The 17,743-nt window shown below is 64.8% G+C and carries 14 protein-coding genes; 10 read left to right on the top strand and 4 right to left on the bottom strand.

Annotated elements, in window-relative coordinates; translation table 11 throughout:
• Positions 1-12: 12 nt before the first annotated feature.
• The 4 genes from ACEN9G_RS12260 to ACEN9G_RS12245 all read right to left on the bottom strand — a co-directional run bounded on the left by ACEN9G_RS12260 (position 13) and on the right by ACEN9G_RS12245 (position 4,553).
• On the bottom strand, positions 13-489 hold the full coding sequence (locus ACEN9G_RS12260) for a hypothetical protein (RefSeq protein ID WP_413337647.1): 477 nt from the start codon (positions 487-489) through the stop codon (positions 13-15).
• A 95-nt stretch (positions 490-584) separates the two neighbouring features.
• Entirely contained in the window at positions 585-1,706 is a 1,122-nt protein-coding gene (locus ACEN9G_RS12255; protein WP_413337646.1) for a beta-ketoacyl-ACP synthase III, read from the bottom strand.
• A 132-nt stretch (positions 1,707-1,838) separates the two neighbouring features.
• Positions 1,839-3,266 carry a S41 family peptidase gene (locus ACEN9G_RS12250; RefSeq protein ID WP_413337645.1) on the bottom strand — a complete coding sequence of 476 codons (1,428 nt, stop codon included), beginning with the start codon at positions 3,264-3,266 and terminating at the stop codon, positions 1,839-1,841.
• Between the two features lie 81 nt (positions 3,267-3,347).
• A complete protein-coding gene (locus ACEN9G_RS12245; protein WP_413337644.1) occupies positions 3,348-4,553 on the bottom strand; it encodes a glycosyltransferase family 4 protein in 1,206 nt (401 codons plus the stop codon).
• Between the two features lie 254 nt (positions 4,554-4,807).
• Here ACEN9G_RS12245 and ACEN9G_RS12240 point away from each other — a divergent pair, with 254 nt between their 5' ends.
• The 10 genes from ACEN9G_RS12240 to ACEN9G_RS12195 all read left to right on the top strand — a co-directional run bounded on the left by ACEN9G_RS12240 (position 4,808) and on the right by ACEN9G_RS12195 (position 17,731).
• Positions 4,808-6,175, top strand: a complete 1,368-nt coding sequence (locus tag ACEN9G_RS12240; protein WP_413337643.1) for a UDP-glucose dehydrogenase family protein — start codon at positions 4,808-4,810, stop codon at positions 6,173-6,175.
• On the top strand, positions 6,172-7,185 hold the full coding sequence (locus ACEN9G_RS12235; protein WP_413337642.1) for an NAD-dependent epimerase/dehydratase family protein: 1,014 nt from the start codon (positions 6,172-6,174) through the stop codon (positions 7,183-7,185). The genes ACEN9G_RS12240 and ACEN9G_RS12235 overlap by 4 nt, the downstream gene beginning before the upstream one ends.
• A complete protein-coding gene (locus ACEN9G_RS12230; protein ID WP_056134049.1) occupies positions 7,182-8,222 on the top strand; it encodes a bifunctional UDP-4-keto-pentose/UDP-xylose synthase in 1,041 nt (346 codons plus the stop codon). Before ACEN9G_RS12235 ends, ACEN9G_RS12230 begins: the two co-directional genes overlap by 4 nt.
• Before the next feature lie 52 nt (positions 8,223-8,274).
• The gene (locus ACEN9G_RS12225; RefSeq protein ID WP_413337641.1) at positions 8,275-9,264 is read left to right on the top strand and encodes an FAD-dependent monooxygenase; all 990 of its coding nucleotides are present in this window, start codon (positions 8,275-8,277) and stop codon (positions 9,262-9,264) included.
• 203 nt (positions 9,265-9,467) lie between these two features.
• Complete coding sequence (locus ACEN9G_RS12220) at positions 9,468-10,049, top strand: Spy/CpxP family protein refolding chaperone (RefSeq protein ID WP_413337640.1); 582 nt, start codon at positions 9,468-9,470, stop codon at positions 10,047-10,049.
• A gap of 252 nt (positions 10,050-10,301) precedes the next feature.
• Entirely contained in the window at positions 10,302-12,335 is a 2,034-nt protein-coding gene (locus ACEN9G_RS12215) for a M13 family metallopeptidase (RefSeq protein WP_413337639.1), read from the top strand.
• Between the two features lie 96 nt (positions 12,336-12,431).
• The gene (locus ACEN9G_RS12210; protein ID WP_413337648.1) at positions 12,432-14,498 is read left to right on the top strand and encodes a M13 family metallopeptidase; all 2,067 of its coding nucleotides are present in this window, start codon (positions 12,432-12,434) and stop codon (positions 14,496-14,498) included.
• A gap of 152 nt (positions 14,499-14,650) precedes the next feature.
• Positions 14,651-16,294 (top strand): ArnT family glycosyltransferase, encoded by a 1,644-nt coding sequence (locus tag ACEN9G_RS12205; RefSeq protein WP_413337638.1) that lies wholly within the window; start codon positions 14,651-14,653, stop codon positions 16,292-16,294.
• A gap of 46 nt (positions 16,295-16,340) precedes the next feature.
• The gene (locus ACEN9G_RS12200; RefSeq protein WP_413337637.1) at positions 16,341-17,339 is read left to right on the top strand and encodes a glycosyltransferase family 2 protein; all 999 of its coding nucleotides are present in this window, start codon (positions 16,341-16,343) and stop codon (positions 17,337-17,339) included.
• Positions 17,336-17,731: a GtrA family protein gene (locus ACEN9G_RS12195; protein WP_413337636.1), complete on the top strand. Its 396-nt coding sequence runs from the start codon at positions 17,336-17,338 to the stop codon at positions 17,729-17,731. The genes ACEN9G_RS12200 and ACEN9G_RS12195 overlap by 4 nt, the downstream gene beginning before the upstream one ends.
• Positions 17,732-17,743: the final 12 nt, after the last annotated feature.

The following is a 17,743-nucleotide window of genomic DNA, read 5'->3' as shown; positions in this document are numbered from 1 at the left end:
AGCCGCCGGGTCCTAGCTGCTGCGTTTCTTGCTCTTCTTGCTGCGGGAATCCGACGCCGGCTGCGCCGTCTGGTCACCCTGGCGCGGCGTGTCGAGGTCGCTCTGCCGGGAGCCCGTCGAGGATTCCAGCGAGCCGCCTTTCTGTTGCTGTTCCATGCCGCCGTAGCCCGACTGGCGCGATGCGTTCAGGCGGTCTTCTTCGCCGCGCGCCTGCATGCGCTGGGCGCTCTGGCGGGCGCTCCAGCCGGCCTGCTGGGCGCCGGGACCGCCGCGCTGGCCGCCCACGTTGTCGTTGAGACTACCCTGCAGCGAGCCGCGCGCGCGCAGCGATGCGCCCTGCTGTTCGATATTGGCCGACTGGACGTTGGCCCCACCCGGCGCCACCCAGCCCGGCGCGCGCGGCTGCTGGCTGTCTTCCGCGACGGTGACGGTTTTTTCCTTGGCGATGCCGCGCGAACGCGTGGTGTCCGGTCCTTTTTGTTTCGACATTTGATCCTCCTGTGAGCTGGGCTGACAAGAGGATCATGCGCGCGGGGAACGGGCTATTCCAGAGGAAGAGGGAGCGCACCTTTGTAGGACTGGAACTACCTTTTACGCACGACGACGCAGCCGATCGAATAGCCGGCGCCGAACGAGCAAATGACGCCGTTGGCGCCGCTGGGCAGGTCGTCCTGGTGCGAGTGGAATGCGATGATCGAGCCGGCCGACGACGTGTTCGCGTAGCGGTCGAGGATCACCGGCGCTTCGTCCGGCGTGGCGTCGCGGCCCAGCAGGGTGCGCGCGATCAGCTGGTTCATGCTCAGGTTCGCCTGGTGCAGCCAGAAACGGGAGATGTCCTCGATCTTCAGGCCCGCGTGCTCGACGGTGTCGCGGATCATCGCGGCCGCCATCGGGCACACTTCCTTGAACACCTTGCGGCCCTGCTGGCGGAACAGTTTATCGGGCTGGCCGATACCGTCTTCGTCGAAACGGTTCATGAAGCCGTAGTTGTTGCGGATATTGTTCGAGAACTTCGTCTTGAGTTTCGAATCGAGGATCTCGAACTGGTGGGCGCTCGTGGCCGTGTCGGCCGCTTCGATGACCATCGCGGTGCACGCGTCGCCGAAGATGAAATGGCTGTCGCGGTCGCGGAAGTTCAGGTGGGCGCTCGTGATTTCCGGATCGAGCACGAGCACGGCGCGCGCCTGGCCCGTCTGGACGGCGGCGGCGGCGGTCTGGATCGCGAACGTGGCGGACGAGCAGGCCACGTTCATGTCGAAGCCGTAGCCGTCGATGCCGAGCGCTTCCTGCACCTCGACAGCCATCGCCGGGTAGGCGCGCTGCATGTTGCTGGCGGCGACGAGGACCATGTCGATGTCGGCCGGCGTGCGGCCCGCGCGCGCGAGGGCTTCACGGGCGGCGGCGACGCAGATCTCGGCCTGCAGCGACAGTTCCTCGTCGGCGCGCTCCTTGATGCGCGGCGTCATGTGCGTGGGATCGAGGATGCCGGCCTTTTCCATCACGTAGCGCGACTTGATACCCGACGCTTTTTCGATGAAGGCGCTGCTGGACGGTTCCAGCGCGGTAACCTCGCCGGCCGCGATCTTCCCGGCGTGCTCCGCGTTGAACAGCTCGACGTACTGGTTGAACGCCGTCACCAGCTCATCGTTGGAGATCGAATTCGGTGGCGTGAACAGGCCGGTGCCGCTGATGACGACAGGTTTCATGTTTGACTAGCTTTCATAGACTATAACGGGAGGCAACACTCCCTGAATCAGGCGATTCTACACAATCGTACTGACGGTGGGAACCGAGGGTCCATTCCACAGGAAGCCCGTCAGTACAGGCGTTGTGCGGAATCAGTGAGCCTGTTGGGCGAGCGAGGCGGGCGGCGTGGCGCGTTTGGATAACTGTACGGGCAGGCCTTGCAGATGGTGCAGCGCCTGGGTCAACTGAAAATCGTCCGCGCTGCCGAATTCCAGCGGCTTGCGGGTGCGTTCGGCGGCGAGGATCCGCATCTGCTCCTCGATGTCGTCGTGGTTCGTCGCTTCCTCGCCCGCGCGGCTGGTGTCGTTCTTGAGGTGGTGCTGCAGGTCGGCTTCGCGCATGCGCAGGGCGTTCAGGCCGTCGCCGTCGGCGTTCTCGTCGACGGGGACGTCGGGCACGATGCCGCGCGCCTGGATCGAGCGGCCGCTGGGCGTGTAATAGCGTGCGGTCGTCAGTTTCACCGCGGTGTCGCCGGCCAGCGGGCGGATCGTCTGCACCGAACCCTTGCCGAACGTCTGGCTGCCGACGATGGCGGCGCGTTTATGGTCCTGCAGCGCACCCGCGACGATTTCCGATGCCGATGCCGAACCCGTGTTCACGAGGACGACCATCGGAATCGTTTTATACAGGTCCGGCACCTTGTCGAGCGGATCGTTGCCGCGGCTGAGCAGGTAGTACTCGGGGCTGCCGTAGAAGCGGGCCTTCGAATCGTCCAGCTGGCCGTTCGTCGAGACGATCTCGGCATTCTTCGGCAGGAACGCGGCGGAGACGCCAATCGCGCCCTGCAGCAGGCCGCCCGGGTCGTTGCGCAGGTCGAGCACGAGACCTTTCAGGTTCGGTTCCGCGCGCGCGAGCGCGGCCAGTTTATTCGCGAGATCCTCGACGGTCGGTTCCTGGAACTGCGACACGCGCACCCACGCGTAGCCGGGCGCGACGATCTTGCCCTTCACGCTCTTCTGCACGATCTCGTCGCGCACGATCGTGAACGACAGCGGCGCCGGGGCGTTCTTGCGCAGCACCGTGAGCACGACCTTCGTGTGCGGCTCGCCGCGCATGCGCTTGATGGCCTCGTCGAGGTCCATGTCCTTCACCGCCGCGCCGTCGACGTGCGTGATCAAATCGCCCGCCTGGATGCCGGCGCGGGCGGCCGGGGCGTCCTCGATCGGGGTGACGATGCGGACATAGCCTTCTTCGCTCTGGTTGATCTCGATGCCCAGGCCGACGAATTTGCCTTCGGTCCCTTCGCGCAGTTCGCGGTAGGCCTTGCGGTCCAGGTAGGCCGAGTGCGGGTCGAGCGCGCCCACCATGCCGGAGACGGCCTGCGTGAGGAGCTTGCGGTCTTCGACGGGCTCGACGTAGTCGGCCTTGATCGTGTTGTAGGCATGCGCCAGCTGGTGCAGGCCCTCGATGGGCATGCCGTCCACCGGCTTGTGGGCCAGGGCCGAATATTGCATCGTGACGCCGACCCCGAGGATCACACCGAGGGTGACCAGGGCAACGTTCTTGAAGCTGGAGCGCATGGGCGATGAGCGAAAGGGGACTGCGGTCCAGTATAACCCTCCCGCGGCCCCGGTGCGACGCCGGGATGCGCGGGAGTCCCGTCAGGCGACGGCGCGCTTGCCGGCCGGCAAGCTGCCGCGGCTGTTGATGATGCGCGAAAACAACGTCAGTTGCCCGTTGGTCGTGTCGTCCCAGCTGAAACCCTCGGCATAGCGGCGGGTGGCCGCGTGGTCCGGGTAGCTGCTGCGCAGTTCCGTCAGCGCCTCGGCGATGCCTTTCGCCGTGCGTTCCTTCATCAGCACGCCGGCTTCCGGCCTGGCCACGACTTCCGGCGTGCCCCACACGTTGGATGCAACGACCGGCGTGCCGCAGGCCATCGACTCGAGCAGCACGTTGGCCCAGCCTTCGCGGCTGGACGCGAGGATCATCGCATCGGCCGCGTTGTAGTAATGCTTGAGCTCGGTCTGTGCGACGGCGCCGAGGAATTTGACGCGGTCGGTCACGCCCAGGCTGGCGGCCAGCGCTTCCAGCTTCTTGCGCTCCGGTCCGATGCCGGCAATGAGCAGTTTCACGTCCGGCAGCATCGGCAGCGCGCCGATGGTCAGGTCGTGCGCCTTGCGCGGGTCGAGCACGCCGACGGAAATGACGGTGAAGCCGTCGATGCCCAGCTGGGCGCGCGCGGCCGCGCGGTCCATCGGCACGAAGCGCTGCAGGTCGACGCCGTTGCGCAGCGAGACGATGCGGTCGCCCGGAATGCCGAGGCCGATCATTTCTTCGCGCAATGCCTGGCACACCGTGATCATGCCGGCCGCGTTGTTTGCCGCCCACATGAGCTGCTTTCTCGGCAGCGTGAACTGCGGAATCAGGTTAATGTCGGTACCGCGGGCCGTAATGACGACGGGCTTGTTGAAGTACTTGCCCAGCATCACCGCGGCGACGCCGTCCGGATAAAAATAGTGCGCGTCGATGACGTCGAAGTCATAGCCCTCGTCGATGATGCGCCCGATCTCTTTCTTGCAGGCCTGGGCCATCAGCCACGGCGCCGCGGTCATCCCGACCTTCGGAATGACGAGGTAGCGGGGGTGCGTGACCTCGATGTCGTAGCGGGTTTCACGCGCCGGCACCTTGGAAAAGGCCGCGTAGTCGCCGAAACGCGGGTGCTGCGACGGGAACCAGGGCACGGGCGCGACGACTTTCGATTCGACCTGGCCGCTGGCGAGCAGGTAACGCAATCTTGTCTCGACAAAGATGCCGTGGCTGGGTTTGACCGTGTTCGGGAAGAGGGAACTGAATGTAAGGAGCTTCATCGACGATGTGCGCAGGGCGGAATAGCAGAGCGTAGCATCTATTATGTAATAGATTGCAATTACTTGGCTTTTCTAACGGAACGTCCTCCAGTTTAATAGCAAAAAAGCAAACGTGTAGCGTGCTCGCCAGAAATCTGTGATAAATTCGTCTAGTTATTAACCCGGCGGCAAGTCCTCCGGCCCACTCCCTCATGAGGCGAACCGGCATGCAGCGCGGGCGTCCCATGGTCCCTTACCTCAATCTGTAGAAGATCATGAAAATTTCAGTTATCGGGACTGGTTACGTCGGACTGGTGTCTGGCGCCTGCTTCGCCGACGTCGGCAACACCGTGCTGTGCCTGGACGTCGATACGCGCAAGATCACGATGTTGAAGGACGGGGTCATCCCGATCCACGAACCCGGCCTGGACAACCTCGTCCAGCGCAACGCCGCCGCCGGCCGCCTGCTGTTCTCGTCGAACTACGACGACGCCGTCAGCCACGCCGACATCATCTTCCTGGCCGTCGGTACGCCGCCGGACGAAGACGGCAGCGCCGACCTGACCCACATCCTCTCGGCCGCGCGCAGCATCGGCGAGCGCCTGACGAAGCCGGCCGTGATCGTCGACAAGTCGACCGTGCCCGTCGGCACCGCTGAAAAAGTGAAACGCGCCATCGCGGGCGAACTGGAGAAACGCGGTGTGAACGTCGCGTTCCATGTCGTCAGCAACCCCGAATTCCTGAAAGAAGGCGCCGCCATCGACGACTTCATGAAGCCGGACCGCATCGTGGTCGGTTTCGACGACGCCGAAGCCGGCAAGCAGATGCGCCAGCTGTACGCGCCGTTCAGCCGCAACCACGAGAAATTCGTCGAGATGGACATCCGCAGCGCCGAGCTGACGAAGTACGCGGCGAACGCGATGCTGGCCACCCGCATCAGCTTCATGAACGAGCTGGCCAACCTGTCCGAACTGCTGGGCGCCGACATCGAGGCCGTGCGCCTGGGCATCGGCATGGACCCGCGCATCGGTCCGGACTTCCTGTACGCCGGCATGGGCTATGGCGGTTCCTGCTTCCCGAAGGACGTCAAGGCGCTGATCAAGACCGCGTCCGACCATGACAAGCAGCTGCACCTGCTGACCGCGACCGAGAAGGTCAACGAAGAACAGAAGAACGTGCTGTTCACGAAGCTGGTGCGCTTCTTCGGCGGCGCAAACAACCTGAACGGCAAGACGATCGCCCTGTGGGGCCTGTCGTTCAAGCCGAATACGGACGACATGCGCGAAGCGCCGAGCCGCATCCTGGTCAAGTCGCTGTTCGACGCGGGCGCCAACGTGGTCGCCTACGACCCGGTCGCCAGCACCGAGGCGAAGCGTGTCCTGGTGGCCGAGCATGGCGAGGACCTGTGCAATACCCGTCTGCGCATCGTCGAGTCGGCCAAACAGGCCGTCGAAGGCGCGGACGTGCTCGTGCTGGTCACGGAATGGAAGGAATTCCGCGCGCCGGACCTGCCGTTCCTGGCCGAGAACCTGAAACTGAAGGCCGTGTTCGACGGTCGTAACATCTACGATCCGGACGCCTTCGCCGCCGCCGGCCTCGTCTACGAAGGCATCGGCCGCCGTTCGGGGAAAGTCGAGCAATGACGGACGCAGTGAGCAACAAGGGAACGATCCTCGTCACCGGCGCCGCCGGCTTCATCGGCAGCGCGGTGGCGGTGCGCCTGACCGCCATGGGTCACACCGTGGTCGGCTGCGACAACTTCAACGATTACTACGACCCGGCGCTGAAGCACCACCGCGTCGAGGCGCTGTTGAAACCGGCCGGCGTGACTTGCGAGACCGTCGAACTGAGCGACGGCGAGCAGGTGGCCGCGCTGTTCGAGCGCGTGAAACCGGCGCTCGTCGTGCACCTGGCCGCCCAGGCCGGCGTGCGCTATTCGCTGAAGAACCCGGCCGCGTACGTACAGGCGAATCTCGTCGCGTTCGGCCACATGCTGGAAGCGTGCCGCAACCACAAGGTCGAGCACCTGTTGTACGCGAGCAGCAGCAGCGTCTACGGCGCCAACGCCAAGACGCCGTTCAGCGAGGATGACGTCACCGACGCGCCCGTGTCGCTGTATGCCGCGACGAAGAAGTCGAACGAGCTGATGGCCCATTCGTATAGCCATCTGTACGGCATTCCGACGACGGGCCTGCGCTTCTTCACGGTGTATGGACCGTGGGGCCGCCCGGACATGGCCTATTTCAGCTTCGCGCGCAAGATGCTGGCGGGCGAGGCGATCCCCGTGTTCGCCGAAGGCAAGCTGTACCGCGACTTCACCTATATCGACGACATCGTCGAAGGCGTCGTCCGTCTGCTGTTCAAGCCGACCAAACCGGAAGGCAAGCCGCCGCACGCCATCTTCAACATCGGCAACCAGACGCCGGTGCAGGTGCTGGACTTCATTCGCACGCTGGAAGGCGCGCTCGATGTCAAGGCGACGCTGGACTTCCAGCCGATGCAGCCGGGCGACGTGCCGGCCACGCACGCCGATACCAGCAAGCTGCAGGACTGGGTCGGCTACAAACCCACGACGTCACTGGAGGCGGGTTTGCGTGAATTTGCGCGGTGGTATAATCGGGCGATACGTGAAAATGTTTCCTACCTGAAATGAAAAAAGTCCTCATCCTCGGCGTCAACGGTTTTATCGGCCACCATCTCTCCAAGCGCATCCTGGAGACGACCGATTGGGAAGTGTATGGCATGGACATGAACTCCGAGCGGATCGCGCATCTGCTGGACCATCCGCGCATGCACTTTTTTGAAGGCGACATCACCATCAACAAGGAGTGGGTCGAGTACCACGTCAAGAAGTGCGACGTGATCCTCCCGCTGGTGGCGATCGCGACGCCGTCGACGTACGTGAAGGAGCCGCTGCGCGTCTTCGAACTGGACTTCGAGGCGAACCTGCCGATCGTCCGCTCGGCCGCCAAGTACAAGAAACACCTGATTTTCCCGTCGACGTCGGAAGTCTACGGCATGAGCCCGGACTCGGAATTCGATCCGGAGAACTCGGAACTGGTCTACGGCCCGATCAACAAGCCGCGCTGGATCTACGCCTGCGCCAAGCAGCTGATGGACCGCGTGATCTGGGGCTACGGCATGGAAGGCCTGAATTTCACGCTGTTCCGTCCGTTCAACTGGATCGGCGCCGGCCTGGATTCGATCCACACGCCGAAAGAGGGCTCCTCGCGCGTGCTGACCCAGTTCCTGGGCCACATCGTGCGCGGCGAACCGATCCAGCTGGTCGACGGCGGCCAGCAGAAGCGTTCGTTCACCTATGTCGACGACGGCATCGACGCGCTGATGCGCATCATCGAGAACAAGGACGGCAAGGCCACCGGCAAGATCTTCAACGTGGGCAACCCGGTCAACAATTATTCGATCCGCGAACTGGCCGGCATGATGCTGGACCTGGCTGCCGAGTATCCGGAATACCGCGAGACGGCCAAGCAGGTGAAGCTGGTCGAAACGAGCTCGGGCGCCTACTACGGCACCGGCTACCAGGACGTGCAGAACCGTGTGCCGAAGATCGAGAACACGGTCTCGGAACTGGGCTGGAAGCCGCAGGTCTCCATGCGCGACGCGCTGGTCAAGATCTTCGATTCGTACAAGGACAAACTGGGCGACGCCGAGCAGCTCAACACCTGACCTGCGTTCGACCCTCGTTGAAAAGGCTGCCGCGGCAGCCTTTTTTATTCACATGCACATAGCCATTCTCGGCGGTGGCGTGGCGGGTGTCGCCGGCCGCCCGCGCGCGATGCGTCGCCTGTCGCGTGCCGGCGCGGACCTCGGCGCGCTGGACATCGGCCTGATCGACGCGCGGATGGGCTATCCCAGCCTGTCCATCCTCAGGAGCGATTTCCAGCGCATCCTGTCGGCGCGGCTGCAGGCGCTGGGCGTCGCCGTCCGGTATGGCCGCAACGTCGCGCGCATCGAACCGGGTGCGGTCGTCCACTTCGACGACGGGACGACCTTGACGGCGGATCTCGTCGTCGGCGCCGACGGCCGCATGGCATCGTGCGCCCGCCGCTACGTCACGGGCGGCAATGCGCCCATCTACCAGGGCTTCATCAACTGGATCGGCGTCTGCGAGGGCGAGTTCGACGTGGACACGATCTCGGACTATTGGGGCACGGGCGAACGCTTCGGCATCGTGCCCGTCGCGCGCGACAAGGCGTATTGGGCCGGCGGCGCGGCGCAGGCCACGATCGGCACGCGCGATCCGGACGCTTATCGGGACGAGCTGCAGCGCCTCTTCGCGGACTGGCCGGAACCGGTACGGCGCATCGTCGCCACCACGCCCGCCGCGCGCATCAACAAGATCTATGTGCACGACCACGATCCCGTGCCGACCTGGCACCGGGACAACCTGGTCATGATCGGCGACGCGGCCCACGCGGCCCTGCCCACGTCCGGCCAGGGCGCGTGCCAGGCGCTGGAAGACGCGTGGCACCTGGCGAACCGCATCGACGCGCATCCGGGCGATGTGGGCCAGGCCCTGCAAGCGTTCACCGCGCTGCGCTTCCAGAAGACGGCGGGCATCACGCTGGCCGGCCGCGGCCTGGCGGCGTCGCTGTTCAACCGCGACGAGGCCTTTTGCCGCGAGCGCGACCGCGCCAGCCGGCACGCGAATCATGCGGATCTCGCGCGGGCGATGGCCGATGGGTGGAGCCGGCACCTGCCGCTGTAAGTACCCGCCGTAAATACGACCTCGGGGTTCTTGTTAATCCTTGTATCTCCCGGCAAACACGGCGTAAGCATTTGTAAAGTGCCCGGACAGGGTGGGGGGCGGAGCATATAGTTCTTATCAGTTTTTCTCTCTCTCTCCACTCTTGAAGTGGTCTTTGCCCACGGTTCCCCCACCGTGGGCTTTTTTCTGCCCGGAGCCCAAAGATGATCACGACCCGGTTCGCCCGCGCTGTCCTGTGCGCGCTCGCCATCGGCAGCGCCGTCCCTTCGTTCGCCGTCCCGCTGATGGACATGCGCGTCGAGGATCTGCTGTTCATGTCCGCCGACGTAAAGAAATCCCTGAACCTGACCCCGAACCAGCAGACCTTGTGGAACCAGGTGGAAGGCCGTTCGCGCTCCATCCTGCGCGAGCGCCAGCGCCGCCGCGAGGCGCTGCAGGAACAGGCGAAGACGCTGCTGGCGAAGCCGGAGGTCGAATTGCGCGACCTGAACCGGGCCGTCGAGGCGGAAGCCGCGGCGACCAATACCGAGGACAAGCAGCTGCGCGAAGCGTGGCTGGAAGTGAACGATGCGCTCGACGACAAGCAGCGCGCCCAGGTCGCGACGTTCATGGGCGAGCAGTTGATGCGCGTGGTGCCGGAGGGGCGTTCGGGCACCGAGCGCGGCGGCGAACGTGGCGGGGAGCGCGGCGGCGGCCGTCCGGGCGGCATGGGTGGTCACGGGCGTGGCGGCATGGGCGGCGGCATGGGCGGCCCCGGCGGCGCGTCGATCAATCTCGGCGGCTGAGGCGTACATACAATGTATCGTTAAGTAAAAATCCGCCGCCCGTCGCTGATTCGACTATCCTTCCCCGCTAAAATTGGTGCCGCCGCGCAACCGATAACAACGATAGTCATGAGCACCAGCGAAGTCCTCAAGAGCCCGCCGCCAGCGATTCTCGTGCAGAGCGCGGCGACGGCGGCCCGGTGTATCGGCACACTGGGCCGTGTTACATTCGCGGATGGCCACAAGCCACACCGCAGCACACAAGGACCCCTCGTGAAACGTTACCTTCTCAGTACCCTGACCTTTTCCATGCTGACCACCTTCGTCTCCGCGGCAACCGCGGCGGCGGACCGCGCCGGCATCGACACGCAATACATCGACCCGAGCGTACGCGTGCAGGACGATTTCTTCACTTACCTGAACGGCAAGTGGCTCAAGACGACCGAGATCCCCGCCGACCGCTCGAGCTGGGGCACCTTCATGAAGCTGCGCGAGGACACGCAGCCGCAGCTCCTCGGCATCATCGAAGCGGACCAGAAGGATCCGCACAAGAAGGCCGGCACGGACGCGCAAAAGATCGCCGACCTGTACACGAGCTTCATGGACGAGAAGAAGCTGGAGACGCAGGGCTACAAGCCGCTGACGGGCGAACTGCAGCGCATCCGCACGCTGAAGGACAAGAAGGGCGTGCCGGACCTGATTGCGCACCTCATTAAAATCGGTGTCGCGACGCCGTACGGCATCGGCGTGGCGCAGGATGCGAAAGCGTCGACGAAGTACGCCACCTACATCCGCCAGGGCGGCCTCGGCATGCCGGACCGCGACTACTACCTGAAGGCGGACGACGCGAAGATGGCCGCGGCCAAGGCGAAGTACGAACAGCACGTCGCGAAGATCCTGGCGCTCGCCGGCGACAAGGAGGCGGACGCGAAGGCGAAGGCCATCGTCGCGTTCGAGACGGCACTGGCGAAGGCGCAGTGGACGAAGGTCGAACTGCGCGATCCGAACAAGAACTACAACAAGATGGACGTGGCGCAGCTCACCGCGCTGACGCCGGGTTATGACTGGAAGACCGCGTTCGGCGCCGCCGGCGTGGGCAACAAGGTCGATTACGTGATCGTCGGCCAGCCGACTTACCTGCGGGCCTTCGACAAGCTCCTCGCCGACACCGACATCGAGACGGTCAAGGCGTATTTCCAGTGGCAGCTGCTGCGCGAATACGCGCCTTACCTGTCGAAGGCGTTCGTCGACGCGGACTTCGATTTCTACGGCAAGACGCTGACCGGCGCGGACGTCAACCGTCCGCGCTGGAAGATCGGCGTGTCCGTCGTCGAGGGCGCGCTGGGCGAGGCGCTGGGCCGCGAATACGTGGCGAAATACTTCCCGCCGGAGCGCAAGGCGCGCATGGAGGAACTCGTCAAGAACGTCCTCGCCGCGTACCGGGAATCGATCGACCAGCTGGACTGGATGGGCCCGGAGACCAGGAAGGAAGCCCAGGCCAAGCTGGCGAAGTTCACGCCGAAGATCGGCTATCCGAACAAGTGGCGCGATTACACCCGCCTGAGCGTCAGGAAGGATGACCTGGTCGGCAACGTGATGCGCGCCGCGGCCTTCGCCTACAACCGCAACATCGACAAGCTGGGCAAGCCGATCGACCGCGAAGAGTGGGGCATGACGCCGCAGACGGTGAACGCGTACTACAACTCGCGCATGAACGAGATCGTGTTCCCGGCCGCGATCCTGCAGCCGCCGTTCTTCGATGCGAGCGCGGACGACGCCGTCAACTACGGCGGCATCGGCGCCGTGATCGGCCACGAGATCGGCCACGGCTTCGACGACAAGGGCAGCCAGTCGGACGGCGAGGGCAATCTGCGCAACTGGTGGACGGCGGACGACCAGGCGCGCTTCAAGGCCAAGACCGACATGCTGGTGAAGCAGTACGACTCTTTCGAGCCGCTGCCGGGCTACCACGTCAACGGCGCCCTCACGCTGGGCGAAAACATCGGCGACAACTCGGGCCTTGCCATCGCGTACAAGGCTTATAAAATCTCGCTGCACGGCCAGCAGGCCCCTGTCATCGACGGCCTCACGGGCGACCAGCGCTTCTTCATGGGCTGGGCCCAGGTGTGGCGCTCGAAGATGCGCGAGGCGCAGCAGATCGTGCAGGTGAAGACCGACCCGCACTCGCCGGGCCAGTTCCGCGCCAACGGCACGCTGCGCAACCAGGCCGCGTTCTACGAGGCATTCGGCGTGAAGGAAGGCGACAAGATGTACCTGCCGCCGGAGCAGCGCGTCACGATTTGGTAACAAAACGGATCGCCATCAGCGATAATCGAAGCCGGCGGTACCCCCGCCGGCAACCCACCATCCCACCCATAACAACCCGAGGGAGATGAAGAGATGATGAAGAAGCACACCCTGTTGAGCGCCCTGACCCTGGCGCTGCTTGCCAACGCCGGCCATGCGGCGGAAGGCGCCGCCGCCAAGAACACGGCCATCAAGAAGGGCCAGACCCTGGCCGCCGGCGTCGCCACCGAATACATCGATCCGGCCGTGCGCCCGCAGGACGATTTCTATGAATACCTGAACGGCAAGTGGATGAAGACGGTCGAGATCCCGGCCGACAAATCGAGCTGGGGCTCGTTCGCCAAGCTGCGCGACGACACGCTGCCGCAGCTGCGCGGCATCATCGAGAAAGCCGCCGCCGGCAACCCGGCCAAGGGCACCGACGCCCAGCGCATCGGCGATTACTACGCCAGCTTCATGGACGAAGCGAAGCTCGAGCAGCTCGGCATCACCCCGCTGAACGGCGAACTGGCGAAGATCGCGGCGCTGAAGGACAAGTCCGAGCTGCCCGCGCTGCTGGCGCACCTGGGCAAGATCGGCGTGAACGTGCCGTACGATTTCGGCATCCACCAGGACAACAAGGATTCGACCAAGTACGTCGCCGACATCTATCAAAGTGGCCTCGGCATGCCGGACCGCGACTACTACCTGAAGGCGGACGACGCCAAGCTGGCCGACGCGAAGGCCAAGTACCTGACGCACGTCGAGAAGACGCTGGCGCTGGCCGGCGACAAGAATGCCGCCGCCAACGCGAAGGCGATCGTCGACTTCGAGACGGAGCTGGCCAAGGTGCAGTGGACCAAGGTCGAACTGCGCGACCCGATCAAGGCCTACAACAAGGTGCCGCTGGCCGACATGGGCAAGGTCGCGCCGGACTACGACTGGAACGGCTACCTGCAGGCCACCGGCATCGCCGGCAAGACGACCTATGTGATCGTCAGCCAGCCGACCTACCTGAAAGGCTTCGCCGAGATCTCCAACAAGACCTCGCTGGACACCTGGAAGGCCTACCTGACGATGCACCTGGTGGACGCGTACGCGAACTACCTGAACAAGGCCTTCGTCGACGAACGCTTCGACTTCTACGGCAAGACGCTGTCGGGCGTGAAGGAGATGGAACCGCGCTGGAAGCGTGGCGTGGGCGCGATCGAGCGTTCGCAGGGCGAGTCGCTGGGCAAGCTGTACGTGGCCGAGTACTTCCCGCCGGAGCGCAAGGCGCGCATGGAAGCGCTGGTCAAGAACCTGCTGGTCGCCTACAAGCAGAGCATCGACAAGCTGGACTGGATGTCGCCGGCGACCAAGAAGGAAGCGCAGGCCAAGCTGGCCAAGTTCACGCCGAAGATCGGCTACCCGAACAAGTGGAAGGATTACTCGGCCCTCGTCGTGTCGCGTGACGACCTGGTGGGCAACGTGATGCGTTCGCGCGACGTCGAGTACAACCGCGAGCTGAACAAGCTGGGCAAGCCGATCGACCGCGACGAGTGGGGCATGACGCCGCAGACCATCAACGCGTATTACAACCCGGAGATGAACGAGATCGTCTTCCCGGCCGCGATCCTGCAGCCGCCGTTTTTCGACGCGAATGCGGATGATGCCGTGAACTACGGCGGCATCGGCGCCGTGATCGGCCACGAGATCAGCCACGGCTTCGACGACCAGGGCGCCCAGTACGACGGCGACGGCAACCTGCGCGACTGGTGGACGGCGGCCGATCACAAGAACTTCGAGGCCAAGACCAAGATGCTGGTGAACCAGTACAACCAGTTCGAGCCGATCAAGGGCTACCACGTGAACGGCGAACTGACGCTGGGCGAGAACATCGCCGACAACTCAGGTCTCGCGATCGCTTATAAAGCCTACAAGATCTCGCTGAAGGGCAAGAAGGCGCCCGTGATCGACGGCCTGACGGGCGAACAGCGCCTGTACATGGGCTGGGCCCAGGTGTGGCGCACCAAGATGCGTGAGCAGCAGCAGATCGTGCAGGTGAAGACCGACCCGCACTCGCCGGGCCAGTTCCGCGCCAACGGCACGCTGCGCAACCAGCCGGGCTTCTACGACGCCTTCAAGGTCAAGCAGGGCGACAAGATGTACCTGGCGCCGCAGGAGCGCGTCATCATCTGGTAATTCCGGCCCCAACGCCATCCCGCAGTCCCGGGGATGGCGTTGTCGTTGTTAGCGGTCGCAAATACAACATGGTTACAACTTGATGCTCTTAAAGCTTGCAAATATGCTAAAGTTCGCGACGCTGTCCCATCGTTGACCTTTCCCCGACATTCATGCAAGCGGTTTTCCAGAAACCCTCGTCCCGGTTCCTTTGCCTGGCTTATTTGTGCGCCGTCCTCGTCGGCGCGCTGGCCGTGTTCATGGCGAAGTCGTACCAGTCCGGTTTTTCCGGGGCGGATGAACCGTCGCACTTCCTCAACGGGTATTTTGTCTCCGATTACATTGCCCGCCATTTCGGCAGCAATCCGATGGGCGCGGCCACCGATTTCTACGTCCATTATCCGAAAATCTCGATCGGGCACTGGCCACCGGCCTATTACGGCATCCTCGGTCTCGTGTTCCTCGTGCTGCCGCCGACCTTGCCGGTGATCTTCGCCGTCAACGTCCTGTTCGCCGCACTGCCGGCGATCGGCGTCGCCGCGGCGCTGTCCATGCTGGCCGACCGCCGCGCCGCGCTGGCCGGCGCGCTCGTCTACGCGGTGACGCCGCTGGTGCTCGAAGGCCACGTGATGTTCATGGCGGACCAGCCGCTGACCGCCTGCCTGGTCGCCGCCACCGCCGTCTGGATCGCGTTCAGCGTGCGTCCCGGCTGGGGCAGTGCGCTCGGGTTCGCGCTGCTCGCCGCAACGGCCGTGCTCGTCAAGGGCAACGGCTGGCTCGTCGTGTTCGTTCCCGTCTTCCACATCCTGCTGACGGCCAACTGGAAACTGCTGCTGTCGGTGCGGCTGTACGTCGCCGCCGCGCTGGCGGCCGCCATCGTCGTGCCGTGGTACATGCTGACGGCCAAGATCGCCGCCGACGGTTTCAACTATCAGGCGGGCCTGCCGTATGCGACGAAGGCGCTGCTGTACAACTTGCAGGCCCTGGGGCGGAACGTGACGCCCGTCGGCGGCCTGCTGGCCCTGTACGCCATCGTGGCCGAGTTCCGCGCACGCCGCGCGGCGCCGCAACGCTGGACGATCGTCAGCGCCGTGATCAGCCTGCTGCTGGCGACCCTGCTGCTGCAGTCGCTGGTGCCGGTCGACATCGTCGAACGCTACATGGCGCCCGCGCTGCCGGCCGTCGTCGTGCTGGCCGTGCTCGGTGCCGTGCGCCTGCTGGCTCATTTGCCCTCCCTTCTGCGCGCGGGCACGCCCGCACCGGCGCTCGCCGCGCTGGCCGTCGTGATGGCCGTGCCGGGCATCGTGCACCTGGTCCAGCGCGCGCCGAAGGCCGATACCGGCATCGCCGCCGTGACCGACCGCCTGGCCGCCGCCAAACCCGTGCTGACCGTCATCGACGGCAGCGCCTCCACCGAAGGCTGGTTCATCGCCGACATGGCCGTGCACGACAGCGCGCTGCGCGGCTACGTCGTGCGCGCATCGAAGCTGCTGGCCGACTCGAATTTCATGGGCACCACCTATACCCTCAAGTACCACGACACCGCGGACGTGCTGGCCGAACTGCACCGGCTGGGCGTCCAGCACGTTGTCATCGTGCGCGAGGGCGGCAAGGACGCCTATCCGCACAGTGCCCAGGTGCGCGCGGCACTGGCGCGCGCCGATTCCGGCTTCCGGCTCGGCCAGACCCTGCCGCACCAGTACCGGTCGGGCGTCACCGAAGTCTACGACGCCGTCGCCCCGGCCCGGCCCGACATCGCGGCCGTCCGCAACATGGGCCTGCCGGCCAAGGCGACGGCGCTCACCAAATTGCAGTAATCCCAGTTCACCCGTCACACAACAGTATCCGCAGCGAGGACGCAGCATGCCTTCCACACTGAAAACCAATGTATTGCCGATCGAAGCGGCCCGCGCCGCATATGCCGGCCTCGACATCGCAGTGATCCTGCCTTGTTATAACGAGGAGGCCGCCATCGGCGCCGTCGTCGAAGGCTTCCGGCGCGAACTTCCGCAGGCGCGGATTTACGTCTACGACAACAATTCCAAGGACCGCACGTCCGAAGTGGCAGCGGCCGCGGGCGCCATCGTGCGCGCCGAGACCCTGCAGGGCAAGGGCAACGTCGTGCGCCGCATGTTCGCCGACATCGATGCCGACATTTACCTGATGTGCGACGGCGACATCACCTACGACGCCGCGAGCGCCCCGGCGCTGATCGCCAAGCTTGTCGAGGAAAACCTGGACATGGTCGTCGGCTGCCGCGTCGACTCCGAGGAAGCCGCCTACCGCGCCGGCCACCGTTTCGGCAATGCCCTGTTCACGGGCTTCGTCGCGCACCTGTTCGGCAACCGCTTCACCGACATCCTGTCGGGCTACCGCGTGTTCTCGCGGCGCTACGTGAAATCGTTCCCGGCGCTGTCGAACGGCTTCGAGACCGAGACCGAGCTGACCGTGCACGCGCTGCAGCTGCGCATGCCGATCGGCGAACTGGACACGCCGTACGGCGCGCGCCTGGAAGGCTCCACCAGCAAGCTGTCGACCTACCGCGACGGTTTCCGCATCCTGCTGATGATCACGAAGCTGTTCAAGAACGAGCGGCCGCTGCTGTTCTTCACGATCCTGTTCGCGCTGCTGGCGCTGGTGTCGATCGGCGTGTCGATCCCCGTGCTCGTGACCTATCTCGAGACGGGCCTGGTGCCGCGCCTGCCGACCGCCGTGCTGGCCGCCAGCATGATGCTGCTGGCCTTCCTGGCGCTCACCTGCGGCCTCGTGCTCGACACCGTCACCCATGGCCGGCGCGAAATGAAGCGCCTGGCCTACCTGACCGTGCCGTCGGTCGGGGCCACGCGCGAGAAAAAGGCTTGAAGCAGTTCTTCCGTTTCTGCCTCGTCGGCGCGCTGGGCTTCGTCACCGACTTCGGCGTCCTGTACGCCGTCGTCAAGGGCCTGGGCCTCGGCCCCATGAGCGGGCGCATCGTGTCGTTCCTCGTGGCCGCCACGGTCACGTGGAAGGTCAACCGCCATTTCACGTTCGTGAAGCAGGACGCCGGCTCCGTGCGCGAGTGGCTGCAGTATCTGGCGTTCACCGGCGTGGGCGGCTTCATCAACGTGGCCGTCTACCAGACCTGGCTCTGGTTCACCGACCACAGCACGCTGAACCTGTTCCTCGGCGTCGTGGCCGGGTCGGCGGTGGCGCTGATGTTCAACTTCGTGATCTCCAAGCGCGCGGTGTTCGCCGAGCGGCGCGCGGTGCAATAAAAACGGCCGCGC

Source organism: Massilia sp. Masssp94 (assembly GCF_059491305.1).
The sequence above is the reverse complement of the archived record's forward strand: the minus strand, read 5'-3'. Positions and strand labels throughout refer to the sequence as shown.

What these genes read in the sequence shown, in the direction of transcription:
- ACEN9G_RS12260 (WP_413337647.1), bottom strand. Translation starts at nt 489, where the DNA reads ATGTCGAAACAAAAAGGACCGGACACCACGCGTTCGCGCGGCATCGCC.
- ACEN9G_RS12255 (WP_413337646.1), bottom strand. Translation starts at nt 1,706, where the DNA reads ATGAAACCTGTCGTCATCAGCGGCACCGGCCTGTTCACGCCACCGAAT.
- ACEN9G_RS12250 (WP_413337645.1), bottom strand. Translation starts at nt 3,266, where the DNA reads ATGCGCTCCAGCTTCAAGAACGTTGCCCTGGTCACCCTCGGTGTGATC.
- ACEN9G_RS12245 (WP_413337644.1), bottom strand. Translation starts at nt 4,553, where the DNA reads ATGAAGCTCCTTACATTCAGTTCCCTCTTCCCGAACACGGTCAAACCC.
- ACEN9G_RS12240 (WP_413337643.1), top strand. Translation starts at nt 4,808, where the DNA reads ATGAAAATTTCAGTTATCGGGACTGGTTACGTCGGACTGGTGTCTGGC.
- ACEN9G_RS12235 (WP_413337642.1), top strand. Translation starts at nt 6,172, where the DNA reads ATGACGGACGCAGTGAGCAACAAGGGAACGATCCTCGTCACCGGCGCC.
- ACEN9G_RS12230 (WP_056134049.1), top strand. Translation starts at nt 7,182, where the DNA reads ATGAAAAAAGTCCTCATCCTCGGCGTCAACGGTTTTATCGGCCACCAT.
- ACEN9G_RS12225 (WP_413337641.1), top strand. Translation starts at nt 8,275, where the DNA reads ATGCACATAGCCATTCTCGGCGGTGGCGTGGCGGGTGTCGCCGGCCGC.
- ACEN9G_RS12220 (WP_413337640.1), top strand. Translation starts at nt 9,468, where the DNA reads ATGATCACGACCCGGTTCGCCCGCGCTGTCCTGTGCGCGCTCGCCATC.
- ACEN9G_RS12210 (WP_413337648.1), top strand. Translation starts at nt 12,432, where the DNA reads ATGAAGAAGCACACCCTGTTGAGCGCCCTGACCCTGGCGCTGCTTGCC.
- ACEN9G_RS12205 (WP_413337638.1), top strand. Translation starts at nt 14,651, where the DNA reads ATGCAAGCGGTTTTCCAGAAACCCTCGTCCCGGTTCCTTTGCCTGGCT.
- ACEN9G_RS12200 (WP_413337637.1), top strand. Translation starts at nt 16,341, where the DNA reads ATGCCTTCCACACTGAAAACCAATGTATTGCCGATCGAAGCGGCCCGC.